The organism is Caballeronia sp. LZ033 (assembly GCF_031451265.1).
Taxonomy (GTDB): Bacteria; Pseudomonadota; Gammaproteobacteria; order Burkholderiales; family Burkholderiaceae; genus Caballeronia.
Genome location: NZ_JARUXQ010000001.1, coordinates 2,744,539 through 2,768,756, shown reverse-complemented (window position 1 = coordinate 2,768,756; position 24,218 = coordinate 2,744,539). Strand labels below are relative to the sequence as shown.

Sequence of the window (24,218 nt, the reverse complement as noted above, 5' to 3'; positions counted from 1 at the left end):
TATGTGAGTCGTTCGATCACATATTGAATAAATCAAACGGGCAGAACTACAATCCGACCAAAGCTGGCAAACGGCACTTCGCGTGCCGCCGGATCGACCGCCCAAGCGGCGCCCGGCACGCGACAAGAACAACGGAGACACGTCATGCAATCGATCGCCTGCCCGCGTTCGCGGGCACCTTCGCACCGGACACCTTCGTCCGGCAAGCAGGCAGCGCACACTTCCTGGTCGGGCCATGCGGTTTCGGCGTTGCACGCGATGACGCCGTCATTCGCCGCTCGCCGCGCTTCGTGATTCGACAGGAGATCCGCGCCATGACTCAGTTCCAGAATCCCGAAACCGACGCCGCCGACGTGCAAGCCGCTCCCGCGAGCGCTCCGGACCTGAAACGCAACGGCAGCGGCGCCGCGCGCCACGCGCCCGATCCGGACGCGATCGCGCTGCCGAGCGCGCTCGTCGACATCACGCCGCAGCAGGCCGGTACGCAAACTCTGCTGCGCGGCCTCGCGATCCTAGAAGCTGCCGCCAACGGCGCGCGCGATCTGCGCTCGTTCGGCGCCGCGCTCGGCACCACGCGCAGCACGACGCACCGGCTGGTGAGTTCGCTGGTGCAGGCGCGCTATCTGCGCCAGGTGCAGGGCGGCTATCTGCTCGGGCCGAAGCTGATCGAACTGGGCACGATCGCGCTGGAACAGATGCCGCTGACCGCGGTCGCGCGTCCGCATCTCCAGGCGCTCGCCGACCATACGCACGACACCATTCACCTCGGCGTGCGCGACGGCGACGACGTCCTCTACATCGACAAGATTCCGGGCACGCGCGGGCTGGAAATGCGTTCGCGCGTCGGGCACCGCATGCCGCTGGCATCGACGGGGATCGGCAAGGCGATGATGCTCGACCTCGAGGCGAACGCCTGGAAGCGGCTGCTCGACGCGTCGCATCGCGTGCTGGCGAAAACCAGCTTCAAGCCCGACAACCGCCCCGACTTCGACACCTTCCTGCAACGCATGACGCGCTATGCGCAAGGCGGCTTCACCTTCGATCTCGAAGAGAACGAAGCGTCGATCCGCTGCGTCGCGGCGCCGGTGCGGGACGCGTCCGGGTCGATTGTCGCGGCCCTGTCGGTGGCGAGCACGATTCCGTACATGCCGCACGAACGCATGGAAGAACTGATTCCGGTCGTGCAGCGCGAGGCGCGCGCGATCTCCGAGGAACTCGGCTGGCGCGCGCCGCAGCCGTCGCGCAGGATCAAGCGATGAGCGCAACCGCGTCCGGACCCGCACTCATCGCGCTCGACTGGGGCACGACCTCGCTGCGCGCTTATCTGCTCGGCGGCGATGCCGGCGCGCTCGACACGCGCGCCTCGTCGGCGGGCATCATGAAACTGCCCGAAGGCGGCTTCGATCAGGCCTTCGAGGACACCTGCGGCGCGTGGCTCGATGCGCATCCGAAGCTGCCGGTGATCGCGGCGGGCATGGTCGGCAGCGCGCAAGGCTGGGTCGAGGCGCCTTACGTCGAAACACCGGCCGGCGCGGATGCGCTCGTCGGCGGCATCGTGACGGTGCAGACGGCGCGCGGCGTCGCGCTGCATGTCGTGCCCGGCGTGCTCGAACGCGGCACGCTGCCCAACGTGATGCGCGGCGAGGAAACCCAGATCTTCGGCGCGCTGGCGAGCGAACCGTCGCTGGGCGCCGCCGGCGGCGCGCTGATCGGCCTGCCGGGCACGCACGCCAAATGGGCGTTCGTCGGGCAGGACCGCATCGAGCGTTTCTATACCTTCATGACCGGCGAGACCTTCGGCGCACTGCGCGACCACACGATCCTCGGCCGCACCATGCATCCGAGCGCGACGCACGACGAAGCGGCGTTCCTGCGCGGCGTCGATACGGCGCGCGACGCCGGTCATCCGGGCGTGCTCGCGACGATCTTCAGCACGCGCACGCTCGGCCTCACCGGCCAGTTGACGGCGGAACAGCAGTCGGACTATCTGTCGGGCTTGCTGATCGGACACGAGCTGCGCGGCCTCAACGAAGTGCTCGTGCGCGAACAGGGCGCGCTGGCGGGAAAGACATTGCGCCTGATCGGCAACGACGCGCTGTGCGACCGGTATCGCGCCGCACTGGCGCGCTACGGTTGCCACGAGGCACGAACGGTCGCGCACGCCACCGAGCACGGCCTTTACCGAATTGCCGCGCAGGCCGGGCTGGTGTCCGCGCCGTCGCGCGCGGCCTGAGATGGAGTCACGAGACATGCAGCCTCCCATCAATCTGCCCGCGCCGTACGGCATGCACGGCGGCCTGGCCAAGGCGTTCGCCGCCTGTCCGCTGATCGCGATCCTGCGCGGCATCACGCCGGCCGAAGCCGCCGATCACGGCCGCGCCCTTTATGCGGCGGGCTTTCGCATCATCGAGGTGCCGCTCAATTCGCCGCAGCCGTTCGACAGCATCGCGGCCATCCGCCAGGCGCTGCCGGACGACGCGATTGTCGGCGCGGGCACCGTGCTGCATCCGAGCTACGTCGACAACGTGAAAGGGGCGGGCGGCGAGCTGATCGTGATGCCGCACAGCGACGCCGACGTGATCCGTGCCGCGAAGGCGCAGGGCATGGCGTGCGCGCCGGGCGTCGCGACGCCGAACGAAGCGTTTCTCGCGCTGAAAGCGGGCGCGGACGTGCTGAAGATGTTTCCCGCCGAGCAGCTCGATCCGACCGTGACGAAGGCCTGGCGCGCGGTGATTTCGAAAGAGGTGCCGCTGGTGCCGGTTGGCGGCATTGCGCCGGACAACATGGGGCCGTTCCTGACGGCCGGCGCGAACGGTTTCGGTCTGGGCTCGGCGCTGTACAAGCCGGGCCAGAGCGCCGAAGTGACCGCGCATCACGCGAAGGCCTTCATCGACGGGCTGGCGCTGGCGCGACGTGAACATGGAGGCGAAAAGAAATGAGCCGCCTCGCCGGCAAGGTGGCGATGGTCACCGGCGCGGGACGCGGCATCGGCGCGGCGATCGCGCTGGCCTTCGCGCGCGAGGGCGCCGCGGTGGTGCTGGCGGAACTCGACATCGACACCGCGCAGGCCACAGCCGAACGCATTGCGGCGGAAACGAACCATGCGCGCGTGATCGCGCTGCGCACGGACGTGACGCAGAGCGCGTCGGTGCAGGACACGGTTGAGCAGGCGCAAGCGCGGCTCGGCCCGCTCGACGTGCTGGTGAACAACGCGGGCATCAACGTGTTCTGCGATCCGCTCACCATGACCGACGACGACTGGCGCCGCTGCTTCGCCGTCGATCTCGACGGCGTGTGGAACGGCTGCCGCGCGGTGCTGCCGGGCATGGTGGAACGCGGGCGCGGGAGCATCGTGAACATTGCGTCGACGCACAGTTTCAAGATCATTCCGGGCTGCTTTCCGTATCCGGTGGCGAAGCACGGCGTGATCGGCCTGACGCGTGCGCTCGGCATCGAGTACGCGCCGAACAACGTGCGCGTGAATGCGATTGCGCCGGGTTACATCGAGACGCAGCTGACGCTGGACTGGTGGGATGCGCAGGACGATCCGCGGGCCGCGCGCCAGGCGACGCTCGACCTGCAGCCGATGAAGCGCATCGGCCAGCCGCGCGAAGTGGCGATGACGGCGGTGTTCCTGGCGTCCGACGAGGCGCCGTTCATCAACGCGAGTTGCATCACGGTGGATGGCGGGCGCAGCGCGCTGTATCACGACTGATGCAGAAGACAGATCCGGACGAATGACGCACTGGCCGCTGTGCGACATCACACATGAAAAAAGCGGCCGCACACCTTCGTAGCTTCGTAGCGCCCGCACGCGGGCATCTTTGAAATAACGGAAAAAGTCAGGAGACACAAGATGAAACGCAGACTGTTCCTCACGCTGATCGCTGCCGCCACGGCCACAAGCGCCTCCATGATCGCGGCGCCGGTTGCGCAGGCCGCCGACGACGTCAAGATCGGCTTCCTCGTGAAGCAGCCGGAAGAGCCGTGGTTCCAGGACGAGTGGAAGTTCGCCGAAATGGCCGCGAAGGAGAAGGGCTTCACGCTCGTGAAGATCGGCGCGCCGTCGGGTGAGAAGGTGATGAGCGCCATCGACAACCTCGCTGCGCAGAAGGCGCAGGGCTTCATCATCTGCACGCCCGATGTGAAGCTCGGGCCGGGCATCGTCGCAAAGGCGAAGGCCGACAAGCTCAAGATGATGACCGTGGACGACCGTCTCGTCGACGGCTCGGGCAAGCCGATTGAATCCGTGCCACACATGGGCATTTCGGCTTACAACATCGGCAAGCAGGTGGGCGACGGCATCGCCGCCGAGATCAAGAAGCGCGGCTGGGACATGAAGGATGTCGGCGCGATCGACGTGACTTACGAACAGCTGCCGACCGCGCATGACCGCACCTCCGGCGCCACCGACGCGCTGGTCGCCGCCGGCTTCCCGAAGGCGAACATCGTGATGGCGCCGCAGGCGAAGACCGACACCGAGAACGCCTTCAACGCGGCCAACATCGCGCTGACGAAGAACCCGCAGTTCAAGCACTGGGTGGCCTATGCGCTGAACGACGAAGGCGTGCTGGGCGCGGTGCGCGCGGCGGAAGGCCGGGGCTTCAAGGCGGACAACATGATCGGCATCGGCATTGGCGGTTCGGACTCGGCGTTGAACGAGTTCAAGAAGCCGAACCCGACCGGCTTCTTCGGCACCGTCATCATCAGCCCGAAGCGTCACGGCGAAGAGACCTCCGAACTGATGTACGCATGGATCAAGGACGGCAAGGCGCCGCCGCCGCTGACGCTCACGACCGGCATGCTGGCGACGCGTGACAACGTTGCGTCGGTGCGTCAGCAAATGGGTCTGGCATCGAACTAAGACTTTCGTGCAGCAAGCGGGCCGCGCATGCGTGGCCCGCCGATGAAATCAGGAGGCGATGTGTCAGCGACGCTGCGGTTTGACAATATCGGCAAGGTGTTTCCAGGTGTGCGCGCGCTCGACGGCGTGTCGTTCGACGTCAACGCCGGCGAAGTTCACGGTTTGATGGGCGAGAACGGCGCGGGCAAATCGACCTTGCTCAAGATTCTCGGCGGCGAGTACCAGCCCGATTCGGGGCGCGTGCTCATCGATGAAAAGGAAGTGCATTTCGCTAGCGCGGCGGCGTCGATCGCCTCGGGCATCGCGGTGATTCACCAGGAATTGCAGTACGTGCCGGACCTGACGGTGTCCGAGAACCTGCTGCTCGGCGCGCTGCCGAACCGGCTCGGCTGGGTCAACAAGCGCGCGGCGCGGAAGCACGTGGCCGAACGGCTCGCGGCGATGGGCGTCGATCTCGATCCGAACGCGAAGCTGCGCAAGCTTTCCATCGCGCAGCGGCAGATGGTGGAGATCTGCAAGGCGCTGCTGCGCAATGCGCGCGTGATTGCGCTGGATGAGCCGACCAGCTCGCTTTCGCATCGCGAGACCGAGGTGCTGTTCAAGCTGGTGCGCGATCTCCAGGCCGACAACCGTGCGCTGATCTACATCTCGCACCGCATGGACGAGATCTACGAGCTGTGCAACGCGTGCACCATTTTCCGCGATGGCCGCAAGATCGCCTCGCATCTGTCGCTCGCCGACGTGCCGCGCGACACGCTGGTGCAGGAGATGGTCGGCCGCGAGATCAGCGATATCTACAACTACCGCGCGCGGCCGCTCGGCGACGTGCGTTTCTCGGTGAAGAACGTGCAGGGCGCTGCCTTGAGCGCGCCGGCGAGCTTCGAGGTGAAGCGTGGCGAGATTGTCGGGTTCTTCGGGCTGGTGGGTGCGGGCCGGAGCGAACTGATGCATCTCGTCTACGGCGCGGACAAGAAGAAGGACGGCGCGATTGCGCTCGACGGCCAGCCGATCAAGGTGCGCAGCACCGGCGAGGCGATTCGTCACGGCATCGTGCTGTGTCCGGAGGACCGCAAGGAGGAGGGCATTGTCGCGATGGCGACGGTTGCCGAGAACATCAACATTTCGTGCCGGCGGCATTATCTGCGCGGCGGTTTGTTTCTCGACCGGAAGAAGGAAGCGCAGACGGCGGACCGGTTTATCGACTTGCTGAAGATCAAGACGCCGAGCCGCCGGCAGCGCATCCGCTTTTTGTCGGGCGGCAACCAGCAGAAGGCGATTCTGTCGCGCTGGCTGGCGGAGCCGGATCTCAAGGTGGTGATTCTCGATGAGCCGACGCGCGGCATCGATGTCGGCGCGAAGCATGAGATCTACAACGTCATCTATCAGCTTGCGGAGCGTGGCTGCGCGATCGTGATGATTTCGTCGGAGTTGCCGGAGGTGCTGGGTGTGTCGGATCGCATCGTGGTGATGCGGCAGGGGCGCATTGCGGGCGAACTGCCGCGTGAGAAGGCGAATGAACAGGCGGTGCTGAGTCTGGCGCTGCCGCAGTCGGACAGCGTCGCGCAGGCGGCGTGAGCCGGGCGGACGGCGACGGAACAGGACAAGAGAGGAGTCAAACATGGAAGCCAGAGAAAACATCGTGGGGCAGGCGGCCGAGACGGTGGCGAGCACGCTGATCCCGCAGAAGAGTGACAAGCAGAAGTGGTGGCAGCAGATTACGGAATACAGTTTGATCGTGATCTTCGTCGTGATGTTCGTGACGATGTCGCTGACGGTCGATCACTTCTTTTCGATCGAGAACATGCTGGGTCTGGCGCTGTCGATTTCGCAGATCGGCATGGTCGCGTGCACGATGATGTTCTGTCTTGCGTCGCGGGACTTTGACCTTTCGGTGGGTTCGACGATCGCGTTTGCGGGTGTGTTGTGCGCGATGGTGTTGAACGCGACGGATAACACGGCCATTGCGATTGTTGCGGCGGTGGCGGCGGGTGCGGTGATCGGCTTCGTCAATGGGGCGGTGATTGCGTACTTGCGGATCAACGCGCTGATTACGACGCTGGCCACGATGGAGATCGTGCGTGGACTGGGTTTTATCGTGTCGCACGGGCAGGCGGTGGGTGTGTCGTCGGATACATTCATTGCGCTTGGCGGGCTTGCGATGTTCGGGATTTCCCTGCCGATCTGGGTCACGCTTGCGTGTTTCATCGTTTTTGGCGTATTGCTCAACCAGACTGTGTATGGGCGTAACACGCTGGCGATTGGCGGTAATCCGGAGGCATCGCGGCTTGCGGGGATTAATGTCGAGCGGACGCGGGTTTGGATCTTTTTGATTCAAGGCGCGGTGACGGCGCTGGCGGGGGTGATTCTTGCATCGCGGATTACGTCGGGGCAGCCGAATGCTGCTCAAGGATTCGAGCTCAATGTGATCTCGGCTTGTGTGTTGGGGGGTGTGTCGCTGCTCGGCGGACGGGCGACGATCTCTGGCGTGGTGATTGGCGTGCTCATTATGGGCACGGTTGAGAATGTGATGAATCTTCTCAATATCGATGCGTTTTATCAGTATCTTGTGAGAGGGGCGATTTTGCTTGCTGCAGTCTTGCTCGATCAGTTGAAGAATCGCGGTTCGCGGGATTGATGTTTTGCTTCTGCTTCTGCTTGCGCTTGGTTCTCTGCTTGCGCTTGGTTCTCTGCTTGCGCTTGGTTCTCTGCTCGCGCTTCTATGGAATACCTGTGTTCGCGTCGGTCTATTGGCACTGCCCCTCCCCGGGGCGGGGGTAACTTTCTTTGCCGCTGCAAAGAAAGTCACCAAAGAAAGCAGCTTTCTTACCGCCCAAGGTCCACCAGCAGCACGACACAGAAATGCCTCACTGGCCGGCACTAGAGAGTGCCCTCACAGGCCACACCGGGCGTGGATCGCGGACCCACTGGGACAAACTGCCGTTTAACGAACTGGTGCAGCACCTGAAAATTCCGGCCCAGCGCTACGCGCTGCCGTAAGGTATGCAAGGGAAACCGGCGGGTGGCAGGGGACGCAGGAGCAATGAGATGGACGCGTTAGCAAGAGTGCACTGGCATCCCTGATTGACCGGTCGGCGGCGCGTAGCGCAGCGCCGGAGCTTTGAGGGGCTGTACCAGTTTGATTGAGGGCGCGGTTGCATAGTGGGTCCGCGATCCGCGCCCGGTGTGGCCTATGAGGGCACTCTCTACTGCAGTGCCAGAAACATGGTTCTGTGTCGTGCCGCTAAATGACGCTGGGCGAGAAAAAAGCTGCTTTCTTTGGTGACTTTCTTTGCAGCAGCAAAGAAAGTTACCCCCGCCCCGGGGAGGGGCAGTGCTAATAGACCGACGCGAAAGCGGGAAGTCCATAGAAGCGCAGGCGAGAGAAACAGACCACGCGAAGGGCCAAGCGCAGAACCTCGCCCCGGGGAGGGGCAGTGCTAATAGACCGACGCGAAAGCGGGAAGTCCATAGGAGCGCAGGCGAGAGAAACAGACCACGCGAAGGGCCAAGCGCAGAACCTCGCCCTGGGGAGGGGCAGTGCTGATAAACCGACGCGAAACCGGGAAGTCCATAGAAGCGCAGGCGAGAGAAACAGACCACGCGAAGGGCCGCAAGCGAAGACCCCCGCCCCGGCGAGGGGCAAACCAACCCATCCACTGACCTCAAAACCATGCCCCAACCCGAACCCAAACTTGCCACCTACCCCAGCCTGTCAGGCAAAACAATCCTGATCACCGGCGGCGCGACCGGCATCGGCGAGGGTTTCGTCGAACACTTCTTCGCCCAAGGCGCGAAAGTCGCCTTCTTCGACATCAACACAGAAGCGGGAGAAGCACTCGCCGACCGCCTCGGCGCGGCACTGCAGCAACACCAAACCCGCCCGACGTTCCTGAACGTCGACCTCACCGATATTGACGCCTTGCGCAAAGGCATTGCCGATGTCCGCAGCACCCTCGGCCCCATCGGCGTGCTCGTCAACAACGCCGCCAACGACAAACGTCACGCCATCGAGGACGTCACCCCCGAATCCTACGACGCAGGCATCGCCGTCAACATCCGTCATCAGTTCTTCGCCGCACAGGCGGTCATCGACGACATGAAGCAACTCGGCGGCGGCTCCATCATCAACCTGGGCTCCATCAGCTGGATGCTCAAGCAAGGCAACTTCCCCGTCTACACCACCGCCAAGTCGGCGGTACAAGGCATGACACGCGGCCTCGCCCGCGATCTCGGCAAGTTCGGCATCCGCGTCAATACGCTCGTGCCAGGCTGGGTCATGACCGAAAAACAAAAGCGCCTCTGGCTCGACGACGCCGGCCGCGAAGCCATCAAGCAAGGCCAATGCATCGGCGGGGAACTGCTGCCGGAACACCTCGCGCGCGCCGCGCTCTTCCTCGCCTCCGACGACAGCGCCATGATCACCGCACAGGACATCATCGTGGACGGAGGCTGGGCCTGATGGACACCTCCCATGCCCGGCTCCTGATCGACAGCCAATGCGCCCTCGGCGAAGGCGCAACCTGGTGCGCGGCCAGCCACCGCCTCTGGTGGACCGACATCGAAGGCGCCCGGCTATGGCGCTGCAATCCGCTCGACGGTTCGAGCGAGTCGTTCGACATGCCCGAGCGGCTCGCGTGCTTCACGCCCTGCGCCGACACACGCTTTCTGCTGCTCGGCCTCGCGTCGCGGCTCGCGTTCTACGAGATCGCAACCGGCCGCATCGACACCATCATGGAAGTCGAAGCCGGTCTGCCCACCCGTCTCAATGACGGCCGCTGCGACCGCGACGGACGCTTCGTGTTCGGCACCAAGCACGACGTCGAAGACGCGCAAGCCGTGGGCGGGTTCTATCGGCTCAACCCGGATCTTGCGCTGGAGCGACTGCCGCTCGGCGCGTGCGCGATCTCGAACAGCATCGGCTTCGCGCCCGACGGCAAGACCATGTACTACTGCGATTCACCGACGCGCCAGATCCGCGCGTGCCACTATCCTGACTTCACCGGCGACCGCGTGTTCGTCGAACTGACCGACATGACCGGCGTGCCGGACGGTTCCATCGTCGACGCCGACGGCGGCCTCTGGAACGCACAATGGGGCGGCGCGCGCGTCGTCCGCTACGGACCCGACGGCCGCGAGACGGCACGCATCGACGTGCCCACCACGCAGCCGAGCTGCACCGCGTTCGGCGGCCCGGATTTCGCCACACTGTTCGTGACGAGCGCACGCATCGGGCTCGATGACGACGCACTGCGTCGCGATGCCCACGCAGGCGGCGTGTTCGTCGCGACGCCCGGCGTGCGCGGCCTCCCGGAAACGGCATTCGCGGGCCGCGCCTGACAACAGCATTCGAGGCGGCGCGCGATGACGCGCCGCCCGACCCGTCCCGGCCGCGCCGGGTTTTTCGCCTCTCGATGGAGCACGCGTCATGACTGTTGCCCGCACAGAACCCAGACCGAATCCTGCATCGACGTCCCAGCTGCAAGCCCAGGCGCGCCGCTCGCGTCTGGCCGCCGCCACCGAGCCGCCAGTGCGGCCGGGTCCGGCCACGGCCGTCATCGCCATGGGCGGCACGCGCACCGAAGGCTGCATCACGCTCTCCAATGCGCATCTCCGGCTCGAACTCGCACCCGCGCTGGGCGGCGGCATCACGCGCTTCGACTGGCGCGACGAAGGCGCGCTCGTGCCGATCTTCCGGCCATGCATCGAGCCTGGACCCGACACCGATCCCAATCAGCTCGCGTGCTATCCGCTCCTGCCGTATTCGAACCGCATCGGCAACGGGCGCTTCCAGTTCTCGGGCCGCGCCATCGACGTGCCCTGCAACCGTGCCGGCGAACCGCTGCCGCTGCACGGCGACGGCTGGCTCGGCGCGTGGGACGTGGAAAATGAGGGACGCGCGGACGGCGAGGACGGCGGACGCGTGCGGCTGACGCTCGATCGCAGCGACGGCAAGCCGTACGCCTTTCGCGCGGCGCAGATGGTTGCGCTGGAAGAAGCGAGCCTCCTCGTCACGCTCGAGATCGAGAACGCCGGCGACGCCGTCTTGCCCTTCGGGCTCGGCCTGCATCCGTTCCTGATGCGCGAGGCCGACACCGAACTCTCGGCGGCGGCGGGCGGCCTGTGGCTGTGCGGCGACGACTGGCTTCCCGTGCGGCACGTGCCGGCGCCGCCCGCGTGGCAATTCGGCGTCGCCTATCCGATGCCCACCGCCATGGTGAACAACGCCTTCACCGGCTGGAGCGGGCGCACCAGCGTGCTGTGGCCGAAGCGGCGGCTGTCGCTGACCATCGCCGCCGACACCGATTACTACGTGCTCTATGCGCCGCCCGGCGAGGATTTCTTCTGCTTCGAACCGGTCGATCACCCGATCAACGCAGTGAACCTGCCCGGCGGCGCCGAAGCGCACGGCATGACCGCGCTCGAACCGGGCGAACGGCTGACGCGGACCTTCCGCTTCACCGTCGAACGGACCGGCGAGGCCACGCGCCGCGGCCGTCCGAAGACCCGGGCCGGAGCCAAGGCACGCACGCGCACGGCCGCCGCGCGTTGAACGTGTCATGAAGCGGAAGGGGAAGCGCTGCGCCGCACGTTAAAATGCGGCGCATCGACGTTCAACGAAATCCCCGCCATGTCCTTTCTCCAGACCCTCCAGACCGCGTGGTCGCGGACTCAATCGCTGCTGTGCGTCGGCCTCGATCCCGAGCCCACGAAGTTTCCCGGCGCGCTCAACGACCGCTCCGACGCGATCTTCGAGTTCTGCAAGTCCATCGCCGATGCCACCGCGCCTTATGCGTCGTCGTTCAAGCCGCAGATCGCCTACTTCGCCGCGCATCGCGCCGAAGACCAGCTCGAAGCGCTGATTGCGCACATTCATGAGCGCCATCCCGGCATTCCCGTGATTCTCGATGCAAAGCGCGGCGATATCGGCAGCACCGCGGAGCAATACGCGAAGGAAGCCTTCGAGCGCTATCGCGCCGATGCCGTGACGGTCAATCCGTACATGGGTTTCGATTCCATTCAGCCGTATCTCGAACACGAGGGCCGGGGCGTGATCGTGCTGTGCCGCACGTCGAATCCGGGCGGCTCCGACCTGCAATTCCTCACCACCGGCGGCCAGCCGCTGTATCAGGTCGTCGCCCGGCTCGCGGCGGAGAAGTGGAACGCGAGCGGGCAGCTCGGGCTCGTGGTCGGCGCGACCTTCCCGAAGGAAATCGAAACGGTGCGGGGCATCGTCGGGGACATGCCGCTGCTGATTCCGGGCATCGGCGCGCAAGGCGGCGATGTCGAGGCAACCGTGCGCGCCGGCCGCACCGCGAACGGCGCGGGCATGCTGATCAACTCGTCGCGCGCGATCATCTATGCCGGCAAGGGCGATGACTACGCGCAGGCCGCAGCCGATGCGGCGAAGAAGACGCGCGACAGCATCAATCAGTATCGGTAACGCGACGCCTCATTCGCCGGGGATAGGTTCGAACAGCGCTTCGAGATCCTCGGCGGAAAACATCTGCGTCAGGCTCGTGTTCGCCGACAGGATTCCCGCCGCAAGCGCCGCCTTGCTCTCCTGCATCGCCAAAATCCTTTCTTCGATGCTTCCGGCCGCGACGAGCTTGTACACGAACACCGGCTTGTCCTGTCCGATGCGGTGCGCGCGATCCGTCGCCTGATTCTCGGCGGCCGGATTCCACCACGGATCGTAATGAATGACGGTGTCCGCCGCCGTCAGATTCAGCCCCACGCCGCCCGCCTTCAGGCTGATCAGGAAGATCGGTACCTCGCCCGCCTGGAAACGCCGCACCGGCGTCTTCCGGTCGACGCTCTCGCCTGTCAGCGTCACGTAGGCGAGGCCCGCCTGATCGAGCGCATGCGCGATGATCGCGAGCATTCCCGTGAACTGCGAGAACACCAGCACGCGCCGTCCCTCTTCAATGAGTTCCGGCAGCATCTCCAGCAGCAGGGCGAGCTTCGCCGAACCTTGTCCCTTCTTCGCGCCGGGCATTTTGACGAGCGACGGGTCGCAGCAAACCTGCCGCAGCTTGAGCAACGCGTCGAGCATCAGGATATGGCTGCGCGCGACGCCCTGTTTTGCAACGGCGTCGCGCACTTTCTTCTGCATCGCGGCGCGCACGGTTTCGTAGAGGTCGCGTTGCGGCCCTTCCAGTTCGACGCGGCGCACGATCGTCGACTTGGACGGCAGTTCGGTCGCGACTTCGTCCTTGCGGCGACGAAGCATGAACGGTCGGATCCGGCGGGCAAGCAGAGCGCGGCGCGTGGTGTCGTTCAGCTTTTCGATCGGCCTGCGCCAGCGGGAGGAGAACTCCTTCTGCGTGCCGAGAAACCCGGGCAAGAGAAAATCGAATTGCGACCAGAGTTCGCCCAGATGATTCTCGAGCGGCGTGCCGGTGACGCACAGCCGATGCCGCGAGCGCAAGGTGCGCAGCGCGCCCGCCGCCTTGCTCGACGCGTTCTTGACCTGCTGGGCTTCGTCGAGGATCAGCAGATGAAAGTCGTGCTGCGCCAATGTGTCTTGATCGCGCCAGACGAGCGGATACGTCGTCACGACGAAATCGTGTGCGGCGATTTCCGCAAAACGCTCATGGCGTCGCGGCCCATGCAGATCCAGCACTTTCAGCGCGGGCGCGAAACGCCGCGCTTCTTCGATCCAGTTGCTGACAAGCGTCGTCGGCACCACGATCAGTGCCGGCTGCGCGAGCCGGCCCGCTTCCTTCTCGACGAGTATGTGCGCGAGCGTCTGAACGGTCTTGCCCAGGCCCATGTCGTCGGCGAGCACGCCGGCGAGGTCGTGCTCGCGCAGAAACTGCATCCAGTCGAGTCCATCGCGCTGGTAGTCGCGCAGCGTGGTGTGCAGGCCGCGCGGGGCCTCGATGCGTCGCGGTCTGGCGGCGCTGCCCAGCCGTTGCGCCAGCTTGACGAGCAACGCGTCGCCATCGAACTGCCAGCGCTGTTTGTCATTCGTTCCGGCGAGGTTCGTTCCGGAAAGGCGGCCGGCCTCCAGCGCCGACAGCCGCAGGGGCGCCGCAGCGCCGGGCCCGGTGCGGTCGAACAGGTCGAGCAGGTCATGCACGAGCGGCTTGATTCGGGCTGCGCGCAACTCGAAACGACGGCCCGTCTGCGTGCGGAATTCGATGGCATGGCGGTCGTCGATCATGTCGATCGAGCCGTTGAGCCAGCGACGGTCGCGTGCGAAGAGTTCGGCGAGCAGCGGTTCGAGACGCACGCGCTCCGCCTCCACCATGATGCCAAGTTCGAGATCGAACCAGCCGTCTTCGGAGGCGCGCGCGGTGGCATCGATTTCGTCGATCTCGACACGGTCGAAGCGCGAATTGGGCGCGATCACCACGCGCCAGCCCGCTGCATGCAGCGCGGGCACGTCCTGTTCGACGAAGCCCGGCCACGCGTCCCGGTCCGGCATGAAGAAGGCGCCCGCACAGGGTGAATCATCGTGGCTGACGGGCGCACCGGAGACCGGCTTCAGACCGCTGTCGAGCAGGCGTTGGGCGCAGCTGTTTTCCGCAACGCGCCGGCGCGCGACGCGAGCCAGTTCACCGCCCGCGAGCCGCACGAGCATGTGCGGACTGTTCGCCGCGATCTTGACGCCGTCGTAGTCGAATTCGAGGCGCGCGAGGTCGAGTTCGGTCGGAGGCATGTCGAGCCTGCCGGGCGCATCGAGCAGAAGCGTGTCGAGCGTCAGCACCGGAACCGGCTCGGCCTCGATTGTGCGCATACCCATGTCGCCGTCCTCTGGCGGGGCGGGCAGTTCAGGCGCGCATTCGGCGAGCGCAGCGCGTACCAGGTTCGCTTCCCGCGGGGTCAGCGCGGGCATGGACAAGTAATCGGCGAGCAGCGCGTCGGGCATCGGCGCGTCGATGACGCCGGTTTCGCTCGTGACGAGGTCGATGTACCAGGCCGGCTCGGTCGGCAGCACGACGTTGGATTCGGGCTCGGTTTCGAGCGACGCGAGGATCATGTCGTCGCCGTGCGGATTCCATTCGATGTTCGCGCGGCGGCTCGCGCCCTCTCGCAGCGGCTCGAGCAGTCGCATGGCGCCGGGATTCGCTTCGAAGTAGAGGCGGCCGGTCGTCAGCATCATGTGCCAGATCTTCGCTCCGCGCGCAGCCCACAACGCGTAACCATGGTTCGCCGCTTGACGCTCCGACCGCAGCGTGCGAGCGATGGCGTCGTCTTCAGGGGTCACGAAGCGGGGCGGGCTGTTCCACGCGGCGTAGTTCGGGTACCACGGTTCGACTGCGCGAATGTCGCCGTCGACGCCGAGTCGCGCTTTCAGCAGGGTCAGTTCGAGGCTTGCCGCGGTGGAAAACGGCAGCGTGAGCACATAGAGAATCTGGTGTTTCGCACCCGTCGCGGGTTTCGACGCTTTCGCCTGCGCCAGTTGGACCGCCTGAACGCTCGCGCGAAAGCGCGTGAGCCATTGCCCGACTTCAACGCTCACGCCGTTCCGCGCGGCTTCGTCCTCACGCTCCAGGCAGGCGAGGAGCGTCGCCGCGACATGCTTGCATTCATGGCCGACGGGACACGAGCAATAGCCGTGCGGACGCTCCTCGTGAAGCGAGATTTCGACTGCGTAGGGCCGCGCCTGCGTGCCCTTGACCTGCGCGCGCAGAATGTTTCCCTCCCAACTGATGTCGGCGACGGCGCGGACGTAGCCGAGCGCCTTGTCGAATGTCTTCGGGCCCATCCAGCGGGCCACCTGGTCGCGCGTGAAACGGACGGGACGGGGCGCGTCGCTGCGTGCTTTGCTCATACGATGAACGTGTGTCTCAACGCTCGCGCTGATCGATGAACTCCAGCAGCGTACGCAGCGCGTGCGCCGCCGCCTGGGTGCGCACCTGATCGCGGTCGCCCTTGAACAACACCGTTTCGACCGTCGTGTGCAGCCGGTTGCTCCAGCCGAAGCACACCGTGCCCACCGGCTTCGCCTCGCTGCCGCCCGCCGGGCCCGCCACCCCCGTGATCGACACCGAAACCTGCGCGCGGCTGTTGCGCAGCGCGCCTTCGGCCATGGCCTTCGCGACCGGCTCGCTCACCGCGCCGTGCTGCTCGATCAGCGCAGCGGGCACGCCGATCATTTCCGTCTTCGCCAGATTCGAATAGGTGACGAAACCGCGCTCGAACCATGCGCTGCTGCCCGAGATGTCCGTGATCGCGGCCGCGACCATGCCGCCGGTGCAGGATTCGGCGGTGGCGAGCATCAGCCGCTCGTCGCGCAGGGCGTTGCCGACGCGGATCGCAAGTTGGTGTACGACGGTGTCGGTTGGCATGGCAGAGATCCGAAGGTGAAGGTGGAAGTCAGACGGTCATGCGCCACAGCGCGATCACGAGCAGCGTGAAGAACGCCGCGACGAGGTCATCGAACATGATGCCGAATCCGCCTTTCAGATGGCGATCGAAATAGCGGATGGGCGGCGGCTTCACCATGTCGAAAAAGCGGAACACGACGAACGCCCACATCTGCCCGGTGAAGGTGGCGGGCGTGACGAGCAGCAGCACGAGCCAGAACGCGACGATCTCGTCCCACACGACCGGCGACGGATCCGCGATGCCCATTTTGATAGCAGTAAAGCCGGTGAACCCGCATCCGGCGATAAAGCCCACGACGATCAGCGCGCCCCATTCCGCCACCGTCAGGTACGGATTGAGCACGACGAACGACAGCCACGCGAACAGCGTGCCGACGGTGCCGGGCGCGACCGGCGACAGCCCGCTGCCGAAGCCAAGCGACAGGATGTGCAGCGGATGCGTGAGCATGAAGCGCGCGCTTGCGCGGCGCGGCGCCGCGGTTTCGCCCGCGAGGGTCGGGTCAGTCTGCATGGAAATGATCGAAGCCTTGCAACGTCAGGGAGAGCGGGGCGCCGGAGGCATCGCGCCAGGCGAGGGCGGGCGCATCCCCGGATTCATCCGGAGATTCGATTGTACCGATGCGCGTCAGCGGCACCTGCACGCGCTGCGCGATCGCGGCGAGCGTGTCGCGCGCCGACTGCGGCGCGGTGAAGCAGAGTTCATAATCGTCGCCGCCGGCGAGCGCGCACTGGCGGCGCACGGCATCGGGCATCGTACGCAGCGCGTCGGAGCACGGCACGGCATCGGCATCGACGACGGCGCGCACCCGCGAGCGTCTCAGGATGTGCATCAGGTCGCCGGCGAGACCGTCGGAGATGTCGAGCGCCGCATGCGCCACGCCGCGCAGCGCCAGCCCCAGCGCGATGCGCGGCTCGGGCCGCTCCAGCGCGCGGCGCCAGTCAGCGGCCGCGGCGGCATCGGGCGCCTGCCACTCGCCGCGCAGCAGGCCGAGACCGGCGCGCCCGTCGCCGAGCGTGCCCGACACCCAGATGTCATCGCCGGGACGTGCGGCATCGCGGCGCAGGGCCATGCCGTGCGGCACGTCGCCGAATACGGTGATGCAGAGATTGAGCGGCCCGCTCGTGGTGTCGCCGCCGACCAGCGCGCAACCGTGCCGTGACGCCAGCGCGAACAGCCCGTCGCTGAACGCGGCGAGCCACGCTTCGTCGGCGCGCGGCAAGGCCAGCGCCAGCGTGAACGCATGCGGCTGCGCGCCCATCGCGGCCAGGTCGGAGAGGTTCACGGCGAGCGCCTTGTGCCCGAGCGCGGCCGGATCGACATCGGCGAAGAAATGGCGGCCTTCCACCAGCATGTCCGTCGAAATGGCCAGCTGGCTGCCGGCGGGCGGCGCGATCAGCGCACAGTCGTCGCCGATGCCGAGCGGCGTCGCGGCGGCATCGTCATGACGCGGTGCGGGCGCCGTCGCGCGGCGGGCAAAGTATCGGTCGATCAGTGAAAACTCGGAAAGCATGGTCTGCCGTGAAGGGTTTTTTGTGCGCTGCAAGAACGGAACGAGGCGCGCCCGCCGTCGCCCTCGGGCACCCGCGGCACATCTCAAAAAAATCGAACGACAGGCGGCGAGCCTTGCCTGGCCGGGCGATCAGACCTTTTCCGGTCATGGCAGTTGTAGCCGAAATGCACGGGCCGCTGCCCGAAACGCCCGCTGATTGGCGCTACAATGCGTTCGAACTTCCATTCTAAATCCCGCACCACTGGCCCGCCTTATGACGACTCCCGCCAATACCAAGTTGCGCGAAGCAGCGCTCGACTATCACGAATTTCCCGTCCCGGGGAAGATCGCCATCGCCCCGACCAAGCAGATGATCAACCAGCGCGACCTCGCGCTCGCGTACTCGCCGGGCGTCGCGTTCGCGTGTGAGGCCATCGTCGAGGATCCGCTGAACGCCGCGCGCTTCACCGCGCGCAGCAACCTCGTCGGCGTCGTGTCGAACGGCACGGCCGTGCTCGGCCTCGGCAACATCGGACCGCTCGCGTCCAAGCCGGTGATGGAAGGCAAGGCCGTGCTGTTCAAGAAGTTCGCCGGCATCGACGTGTTCGATATCGAGCTGAACGAAAGCGATCCGCACAAGCTCGTTGACGTGATCGCCGCGCTCGAGCCGACCTTCGGCGGCATCAATCTCGAAGACATCAAGGCGCCGGACTGCTTCATCGTCGAGCGCGAGTGCCGCAAGCGCATGAAGATCCCGGTCTTCCACGACGACCAGCACGGCACGGCCATCGTCGTCGCGGCGGCGATCACCAACGGCCTGAAAGTGGTCGGCAAGGACATCGGCGAAGTGAAGCTGGTGGCGTCCGGCGCGGGCGCGGCGGCGCTGGCCTGCCTGAACCTGCTCGTCGATCTCGGCATGAAGCGCGAGAACATTTTCGTGACGGACCTGGCCGGCGTGGTCTACAAGGGCCGCACGGAACTGATGGACCCGGACAAGGAACTGTTTGCCCGCGAAACCAGCGCGCGCACGCTGGCCGAAGTGATGGAAGGCGCCGACGTGTTCCTCGGCCTTTCGGCAGGCGGCGTGCTCAAGCAGGACATGGTCAAGGGGATGGCCGCAAAGCCGCTGATTCTCGCGCTCGCCAACCCGACGCCCGAGATCCTGCCGGAACTCGCGCTCGAAGTGCGTCCGGACGCGGTACTGGCCACGGGCCGCACCGATTACCCGAACCAGGTCAACAACGTGCTGTGCTTCCCGTTCATCTTCCGCGGCGCGCTGGATGTCGGCGCGACCGTCATCACGAAGGAGATGGAAGTCGCAGCGGTGAACGCGATCGCGGAACTGGCGCGTCAGGAGCAGAGCGATATCGTCGCGACCGCTTACGGCATCCAGGATCTGTCGTTCGGTCCGGAGTATCTGATTCCGAAGCCGTTCGACCCGCGCCTGATCGTGAAGATCGCGCCGGCGGTGGCGAAGGCCGCGATGGAATGCGGCGTGGCGACGCGTCCGATCGAGGACATGGACGCCTACGAACAGCACTTGCAGCAGTTCGTGTATCACAGCGGTACGACCATGAAGCCGGTGTTCCAGCTGGCGCGCAGCGTGGAGCCGGAGAAGAAGCGCATCGTATTCGCCGAGGGCGAGGAAGAGCGCGTGCTGCGCGCGGTGCAGATCGCGGTGGACGAGAAGATCGCCAAGCCGATTCTGATCGGCCGGCCGGCGGTGATCGAGCAGCGCATCCAGAAGTTCGGCCTGCGCCTGACACCGGGCGTGGATTTCACGGTGGTCGATACGGATCACGACGAGCGCTATCGCGACTTCTGGCAGACCTACGCGAAGATGATGGCGCGCAAGGGCATCAGCGAGCAGATGGCCAAACTGGAAATGCGCCGGCGCACGACGCTGATCGGTTCGATGCTCGTCAAGAAAGGCGAAGCCGACGGCATGATCTGCGGCACGGTGAGCACGACGCACCGGCATCTGCACTTCATCGATCAGGTGATCGGCCGCAAGGAAGGCGCGAACGTCTATGCGGCGATGAATGCGCTGGTGCTGCCGGGCCGGCAGATTTTCCTGGTGGATACCCACGTCAATGTGGACCCGACGCCGGAGCAGCTCGCTGAAATCACGATCATGGCGGCGGAAGAAGTGCGGCGCTTCGGCATCGTGCCGAAGATCGCGCTGCTGTCGCACTCGAACTTCGGCACGAGCAACGCGCCGACCGCGCAGAAGATGCGCGACGTGCTGGCCCTGCTGAAGGAACGCGCGCCGGATCTGGAAGTGGACGGCGAAATGCATGGCGACGTCGCGCTGGATGCGCGTCTGCGCAAGGAAGTGCTGCCGGAATCGACGCTCGAAGGCGATGCCAACTTGCTGGTGCTGCCGAACATCGATGCCGCGAACATCTCCTACAATCTGCTGAAGACGGCGGCGGGCAGCGGCATCGCGATCGGGCCGATCCTGCTCGGCGCGGCCCAGCCGGTGCATGTGCTGACATCGTCGGCGACGGTGCGGCGGATCGTCAACATGACGGCGCTGCTGGTGGCGGATGCGTCGGCGGCGCGGTGAGGTAAGCCGAGCTGAGCGCTTCGGGCGCAAGATGGCGGTGTAGAGCGCGGCGGATTTTTCCGCCGCGTTTTTTTTTAGCTGCGGGGTTTCTGAGCGCTGCGGCGTCTGTTCGATTCCTTGTCCCATCTCTGCGCAGTTTTTCAGTACAGTCCTTGACAGTCCCGCCGAAGCGCCTTCGCGGGATTGAGCGCATTCCCGGTACACCATGAGACGCCTCCGAGGCACGCCGAGGTTTTAAGAGTCGTGCCATTTCAGGGATTAGTCCTGAACCTTAATGTTCCAGCACGAACTCCAGACGGAATGCGATCCGGCTGACACGAGTTCCCGCACGCGAGCGGAATCAAACGAAGCAAAGGTCCTTCGTCGTCCGGGCGATGTGATTCATGTCGCTTTCTCCGTGTCGTGTCCATGGGCAAATTAATAAGGATCAGAAAATGAATAAGGCGCACCGCACTGTTTGGTCGGAGGCTACCGGGAACTGGGTGGCGGCTCCCGAAACCACCAAGGGAAAAACCAGGCGCAGTCAGAAGGCGATCTCGGCAGCGGTGAGTTCGCTGGCGATGGCGCTGGGCGGCGGCAGTCTGCCGGCGGAGGCAACTGTTGGCGCGGCGGGCATCGAGATTTGCGAGAACGGCACGGACACCGGCATCAACAGCGGTGTTTGCGCGATTCCGAGTTCCGGCGGTGTGCAGAATGGCTGGGGGCTGTTCACCAATAACGGCGCGGGCTTTACCACCAGCGAACCCGCGTTCATCACCGGTGTGATGCAGGGTTATGTGACGATGTATGGCCAGAACGGCGTGTACTCGTGGAGCGACCTTTACATGAACGGCGCGAACAACGTGCTGGGCGGCACGGGCACGGCGCACAAGATCAAGGGCCTGGCAGCGGGCGACGTCACGACGTCGAGTCAGGACGCGGTGAATGGCTCGCAGCTGTTCGCGACGAACCAGTCGATCAATAACCTGAAGTCGGCCGGGACCACGTATTTCCATGCCAACAGCACGGGCGCGGATTCGGTGGCATCGGGTTCAGATGCAATTGCGATCGGGCAGGCGGCGACGGCATCCTCTTCGAACGGCATCGCGATGGGTAATGGCGCGGTTGCAGGCGGCTCGTCCGGCTGGGGCAACATCGCCATCGGCGGTGGAGCGCAGGCGCAAACGGCAAGCAACGGCGGCAACAACAACGGTACCGGACGAAGCACGGCCATCGGCTATCAGGCGAACGCCACGGGAAGCAGTTCGTGGGGAAACAACACGGCCATCGGCGCCACAGCGACCGCCGGCGGCTTTAACTCGACCGCTGTTGGTGTCGAGGCTCTGACGTCGGCGAACGATGGCGTGGCAGTCGGATCGTGGACCACCGCTTCGGGAGCCAATGGTACGGCCTTGGGCTTCGGAGCAAACGCCAGAAATGCGAACGACGTAGCACTGGGCGCGAACTCATCGACGGCTGCGGTCGTCAACTCCACCGGCGCGACCATCGGCGGCAAGGCCTATACATTCGCCGGCAGCAACGCAGGAAGCACGGTATCCGTGGGTTCGGCGGGCGGCGAGCGCACGGTGACAAACGTCGCGGCCGGCCAGTTGTCGGCGACTTCGACGGATGCCGTGAACGGCTCCCAGGTCTTCGCCACCGATCAGGCGGTGAACCAGAACACGACGGACATCGCCAACGCATTCACCGCGATCAACAACGTCAAGAGCACGGGCACGATGTACTTCCATGCCAACAGCACAGGCGCGGATTCGACGGCTGCGGGTGCGAATGCGATTGCCATCGGGCAGGCGGCGACAGCGGGATACGCCGGGGACATTGCGATCGGCTTGAACGCGACCACGAGTGGCGCGTACGGTTATCCCGCCATGGCGATCGGGAGAAATGCGCAAGCCACTGCGATGGGCACGATGGCGCTGGGCGTGAATGCACTGGCCAACGTCAATGCAGCAATCGTATTGGGTTATGACTCCACTTCGTCGGCCGATAACGCACTCGCGCTCGGGGCGAACACCCTCTCTTCGGCCACCGCTGCGTCATCGGTCGGGGGACGTTCGACGGCAAGCGCAAGCAGCGCAACCGCAGTGGGCTACGGTGCCAAAGCAAGCGAGACGAATAGCGTCGCATTGGGTGCCAACTCCACCACGGCGGCCGTGGTGAACACCACGGGTGCAACGATCGGCGGCAAAGCCTATACATTCGCCGGCAGCAACGCAGGAAGCACGGTATCCGTGGGTTCGGCGGGCGGCGAGCGCACGGTGACAAACGTCGCGGCCGGCCAGTTGTCGGCGACTTCGACGGATGCCGTGAATGGCTCCCAGATCTTCGCCACCGATCAGGCCGTGAACCAGAACACGACGGATATCGCCAACGCATTCACCGCGATCAACAACGTCAAGAGCACGGGTTCGATGTACTTCCACGCGAACAGCACGGGCGCGGATTCGGTGGCGTCAGGCTCGAATGCCATCGCCGTCGGGCAGGGCGCATCGTCGGACGCGAAGGACGCAATAGCGATGGGCAATGGCGCGAGCGCGGGAGGGGCGTCCGGTCCCAGCAACATCGCCATCGGCGCGGGCGCGCAGGCGCTGACTGCAACGTCCGCCGGCGACTTTCAAACCGGCCGCAGCATTGCCATCGGTATGTCGGCCAATGCAAACAGCGCTGCGTATGGCAACAACACCGTGATCGGCGCGGTGGCCACGGCGAGCGGGATGAATGGCGTGGCAATCGGTGTCGATTCGCGAGTGTCCGCTGACAATGGCGGCGTGGCAATCGGAGAACATGCGAATTCGTCTGGAAGCTTTTCGGAGGCGCTTGGCTACGGAGCCACCGCGTCAACGAACAACTCGGTGGCGCTCGGATCCTTCTCCACCACGGGCGCAGTCACAAACACCACTGGTGCGACGATCGGCGGCAAGGCCTACACGTTTGCCGGCAGTAACGCGGGGAGCACGGTATCCGTAGGCTCTGCAGGCTCGGAGCGCACGGTGACGAACGTCGCGGCAGGCCGCGTATCGTCGAACTCGACCGATGCCGTCAACGGCTCGCAACTCTACGCGGCGGATCAGGCCATCGACCAGAACACCGCCGACATCAGCAACGCAGTCAATTCGATCAACACGATCGTCGCCACGGGCACGAAGTACTTCCACGCGAACAGCACGGGAGCGGATTCGACGGCCTCGGGTTTTGAAGCCATCGCGATCGGATCCAGCGCCACGGCCCTGGGCGGTAATAACGTGGCGATCGGATACCAGGCCACCACGTCGGTCAATGGCGATCTGGCGATTGGCGGCATGGCGCAGGCGACCGGAAGCGGCGGCGACGGCGCCACGGCGGTCGGCGTGAATGCAAGCGCCAATGGCAGCTTCTCGTCGGCGCTCGGCAACCACTCCAGGTCCGGAAATATCGGCGATACCGCCGTGGGCGGCTATGCCAGTGCGACGGGCGGAGGCACCACCGGACAGTTCGCGGTGGCAATGGGCTATGGCGCCTTGGCGACCAGCGGCGCGACGGCGCTCGGCGGCAACAGCAACGCGGCCGGTGCGAAGTCGGTCGCGCTGGGGTCGGGCGCCAAGGCAAGCAACGCGAACGACATCGCGCTCGGCGCCAACTCGACGACGGCGAACGTGGTGAACACCGCCGGCGCGACGCTCGGCGGCAAGGACTACGTGTTCGCGGGCAGCAACGCGGGGAGCACGCTATCCGTGGGTTCGTCGGGCGCGGAACGCACGGTGACGAATGTCGCCGCGGGCCGCCTGTCCGCCAGCTCGACCGATGCCGTCAACGGCTCGCAACTCTTCGCGGCCGATCAGGCAATCAACCAGAACGCCGCTGACATCAACAATGCGGTCAATTCGATCAACACGATCGTCGCCACGGGCACGAAGTACTTCCACGCGAACAGCAGCGGAGAGGATTCGACAGCCCTCGGTCTCGACTCGGTCGCCATCGGG

General features: G+C 65.4%; 17 protein-coding genes. 13 read left to right on the top strand and 4 right to left on the bottom strand.

Annotated features, from left to right (window positions below; all coding sequences use genetic code 11):
- The first annotated feature begins 314 nt into the window (after positions 1-314).
- The 11 genes from QCE62_RS12905 to pyrF all read left to right on the top strand — a co-directional run bounded on the left by QCE62_RS12905 (position 315) and on the right by pyrF (position 12,305).
- Complete coding sequence (locus QCE62_RS12905) at positions 315-1,259, top strand: IclR family transcriptional regulator (protein ID WP_309918484.1); 945 nt, start codon at positions 315-317, stop codon at positions 1,257-1,259.
- The gene (locus QCE62_RS12900; RefSeq protein WP_309918481.1) at positions 1,256-2,233 is read left to right on the top strand and encodes a 2-dehydro-3-deoxygalactonokinase; all 978 of its coding nucleotides are present in this window, start codon (positions 1,256-1,258) and stop codon (positions 2,231-2,233) included. The genes QCE62_RS12905 and QCE62_RS12900 overlap by 4 nt, the downstream gene beginning before the upstream one ends.
- A 16-nt stretch (positions 2,234-2,249) precedes the next feature.
- The gene (locus QCE62_RS12895; RefSeq protein ID WP_309918478.1) at positions 2,250-2,939 is read left to right on the top strand and encodes a 2-dehydro-3-deoxy-6-phosphogalactonate aldolase; all 690 of its coding nucleotides are present in this window, start codon (positions 2,250-2,252) and stop codon (positions 2,937-2,939) included.
- Entirely contained in the window at positions 2,936-3,715 is a 780-nt protein-coding gene (locus tag QCE62_RS12890) for an SDR family oxidoreductase (RefSeq protein ID WP_309918474.1), read from the top strand. The genes QCE62_RS12895 and QCE62_RS12890 overlap by 4 nt, the downstream gene beginning before the upstream one ends.
- Before the next feature lie 141 nt (positions 3,716-3,856).
- Entirely contained in the window at positions 3,857-4,864 is a 1,008-nt protein-coding gene (locus QCE62_RS12885; protein ID WP_309809827.1) for an arabinose ABC transporter substrate-binding protein, read from the top strand.
- 60 nt (positions 4,865-4,924) lie between these two features.
- A complete protein-coding gene (gene araG, locus QCE62_RS12880; RefSeq protein WP_309918471.1) occupies positions 4,925-6,439 on the top strand; it encodes an L-arabinose ABC transporter ATP-binding protein AraG in 1,515 nt (504 codons plus the stop codon).
- A gap of 43 nt (positions 6,440-6,482) precedes the next feature.
- A complete protein-coding gene (gene araH, locus QCE62_RS12875; RefSeq protein WP_309918468.1) occupies positions 6,483-7,499 on the top strand; it encodes an L-arabinose ABC transporter permease AraH in 1,017 nt (338 codons plus the stop codon).
- Positions 7,500-8,534: 1,035 nt separating this feature from the next.
- Positions 8,535-9,323, top strand: a complete 789-nt coding sequence (locus tag QCE62_RS12870; protein ID WP_309918465.1) for an SDR family oxidoreductase — start codon at positions 8,535-8,537, stop codon at positions 9,321-9,323.
- Positions 9,323-10,201, top strand: a complete 879-nt coding sequence (locus tag QCE62_RS12865; protein WP_309918462.1) for an SMP-30/gluconolactonase/LRE family protein — start codon at positions 9,323-9,325, stop codon at positions 10,199-10,201. Before QCE62_RS12870 ends, QCE62_RS12865 begins: the two co-directional genes overlap by 1 nt.
- Positions 10,202-10,289: 88 nt before the next feature.
- A complete protein-coding gene (locus tag QCE62_RS12860; protein WP_309918458.1) occupies positions 10,290-11,414 on the top strand; it encodes an aldose 1-epimerase in 1,125 nt (374 codons plus the stop codon).
- A 78-nt stretch (positions 11,415-11,492) separates the two neighbouring features.
- The gene (gene pyrF, locus QCE62_RS12855; RefSeq protein ID WP_309918455.1) at positions 11,493-12,305 is read left to right on the top strand and encodes an orotidine-5'-phosphate decarboxylase; all 813 of its coding nucleotides are present in this window, start codon (positions 11,493-11,495) and stop codon (positions 12,303-12,305) included.
- Positions 12,306-12,314: 9 nt separating this feature from the next.
- On the opposite strand, the gene QCE62_RS12850 is transcribed toward pyrF, so the two are convergent.
- Genes QCE62_RS12850 through thiL form a run of 4 tightly spaced genes read right to left on the bottom strand, consistent with a single transcriptional unit; the run spans position 12,315 to position 17,711 of the window.
- A complete protein-coding gene (locus QCE62_RS12850) occupies positions 12,315-15,644 on the bottom strand; it encodes a DEAD/DEAH box helicase (RefSeq protein ID WP_309918452.1) in 3,330 nt (1,109 codons plus the stop codon).
- 16 nt (positions 15,645-15,660) lie between these two features.
- A complete protein-coding gene (locus QCE62_RS12845; RefSeq protein ID WP_309918449.1) occupies positions 15,661-16,161 on the bottom strand; it encodes a CinA family protein in 501 nt (166 codons plus the stop codon).
- Positions 16,162-16,189: 28 nt separating this feature from the next.
- On the bottom strand, positions 16,190-16,711 hold the full coding sequence (locus QCE62_RS12840; protein WP_309918447.1) for a phosphatidylglycerophosphatase A: 522 nt from the start codon (positions 16,709-16,711) through the stop codon (positions 16,190-16,192).
- The gene (thiL, locus tag QCE62_RS12835) at positions 16,701-17,711 is read right to left on the bottom strand and encodes a thiamine-phosphate kinase (RefSeq protein ID WP_309918444.1); all 1,011 of its coding nucleotides are present in this window, start codon (positions 17,709-17,711) and stop codon (positions 16,701-16,703) included. Before thiL ends, QCE62_RS12840 begins: the two co-directional genes overlap by 11 nt.
- A 253-nt stretch (positions 17,712-17,964) precedes the next feature.
- Between thiL and QCE62_RS12830 the strand changes: the two genes are divergently transcribed.
- Positions 17,965-20,259 (top strand): NADP-dependent malic enzyme, encoded by a 2,295-nt coding sequence (locus QCE62_RS12830; RefSeq protein WP_309918442.1) that lies wholly within the window; start codon positions 17,965-17,967, stop codon positions 20,257-20,259.
- A gap of 434 nt (positions 20,260-20,693) precedes the next feature.
- Positions 20,694-24,218: ESPR-type extended signal peptide-containing protein (locus QCE62_RS12825; RefSeq protein WP_309918440.1), on the top strand; the 3,525-nt coding region annotated here is incomplete at its 3' end.

Coding starts and splice junctions, on each gene's coding strand:
- QCE62_RS12860 (WP_309918458.1), top strand. CDS start 10,290: ATGACTGTTGCCCGCACAGAACCCAGACCGAATCCTGCATCGACGTCC.
- QCE62_RS12890 (WP_309918474.1), top strand. CDS start 2,936: ATGAGCCGCCTCGCCGGCAAGGTGGCGATGGTCACCGGCGCGGGACGC.
- QCE62_RS12905 (WP_309918484.1), top strand. CDS start 315: ATGACTCAGTTCCAGAATCCCGAAACCGACGCCGCCGACGTGCAAGCC.
- QCE62_RS12865 (WP_309918462.1), top strand. CDS start 9,323: ATGGACACCTCCCATGCCCGGCTCCTGATCGACAGCCAATGCGCCCTC.
- QCE62_RS12895 (WP_309918478.1), top strand. CDS start 2,250: ATGCAGCCTCCCATCAATCTGCCCGCGCCGTACGGCATGCACGGCGGC.
- QCE62_RS12840 (WP_309918447.1), bottom strand. CDS start 16,711: ATGCAGACTGACCCGACCCTCGCGGGCGAAACCGCGGCGCCGCGCCGC.
- QCE62_RS12900 (WP_309918481.1), top strand. CDS start 1,256: ATGAGCGCAACCGCGTCCGGACCCGCACTCATCGCGCTCGACTGGGGC.
- QCE62_RS12850 (WP_309918452.1), bottom strand. CDS start 15,644: ATGAGCAAAGCACGCAGCGACGCGCCCCGTCCCGTCCGTTTCACGCGC.
- QCE62_RS12885 (WP_309809827.1), top strand. CDS start 3,857: ATGAAACGCAGACTGTTCCTCACGCTGATCGCTGCCGCCACGGCCACA.
- pyrF (WP_309918455.1), top strand. CDS start 11,493: ATGTCCTTTCTCCAGACCCTCCAGACCGCGTGGTCGCGGACTCAATCG.
- thiL (WP_309918444.1), bottom strand. CDS start 17,711: ATGCTTTCCGAGTTTTCACTGATCGACCGATACTTTGCCCGCCGCGCG.
- QCE62_RS12870 (WP_309918465.1), top strand. CDS start 8,535: ATGCCCCAACCCGAACCCAAACTTGCCACCTACCCCAGCCTGTCAGGC.
- QCE62_RS12845 (WP_309918449.1), bottom strand. CDS start 16,161: ATGCCAACCGACACCGTCGTACACCAACTTGCGATCCGCGTCGGCAAC.
- QCE62_RS12830 (WP_309918442.1), top strand. CDS start 17,965: ATGACGACTCCCGCCAATACCAAGTTGCGCGAAGCAGCGCTCGACTAT.
- araH (WP_309918468.1), top strand. CDS start 6,483: ATGGAAGCCAGAGAAAACATCGTGGGGCAGGCGGCCGAGACGGTGGCG.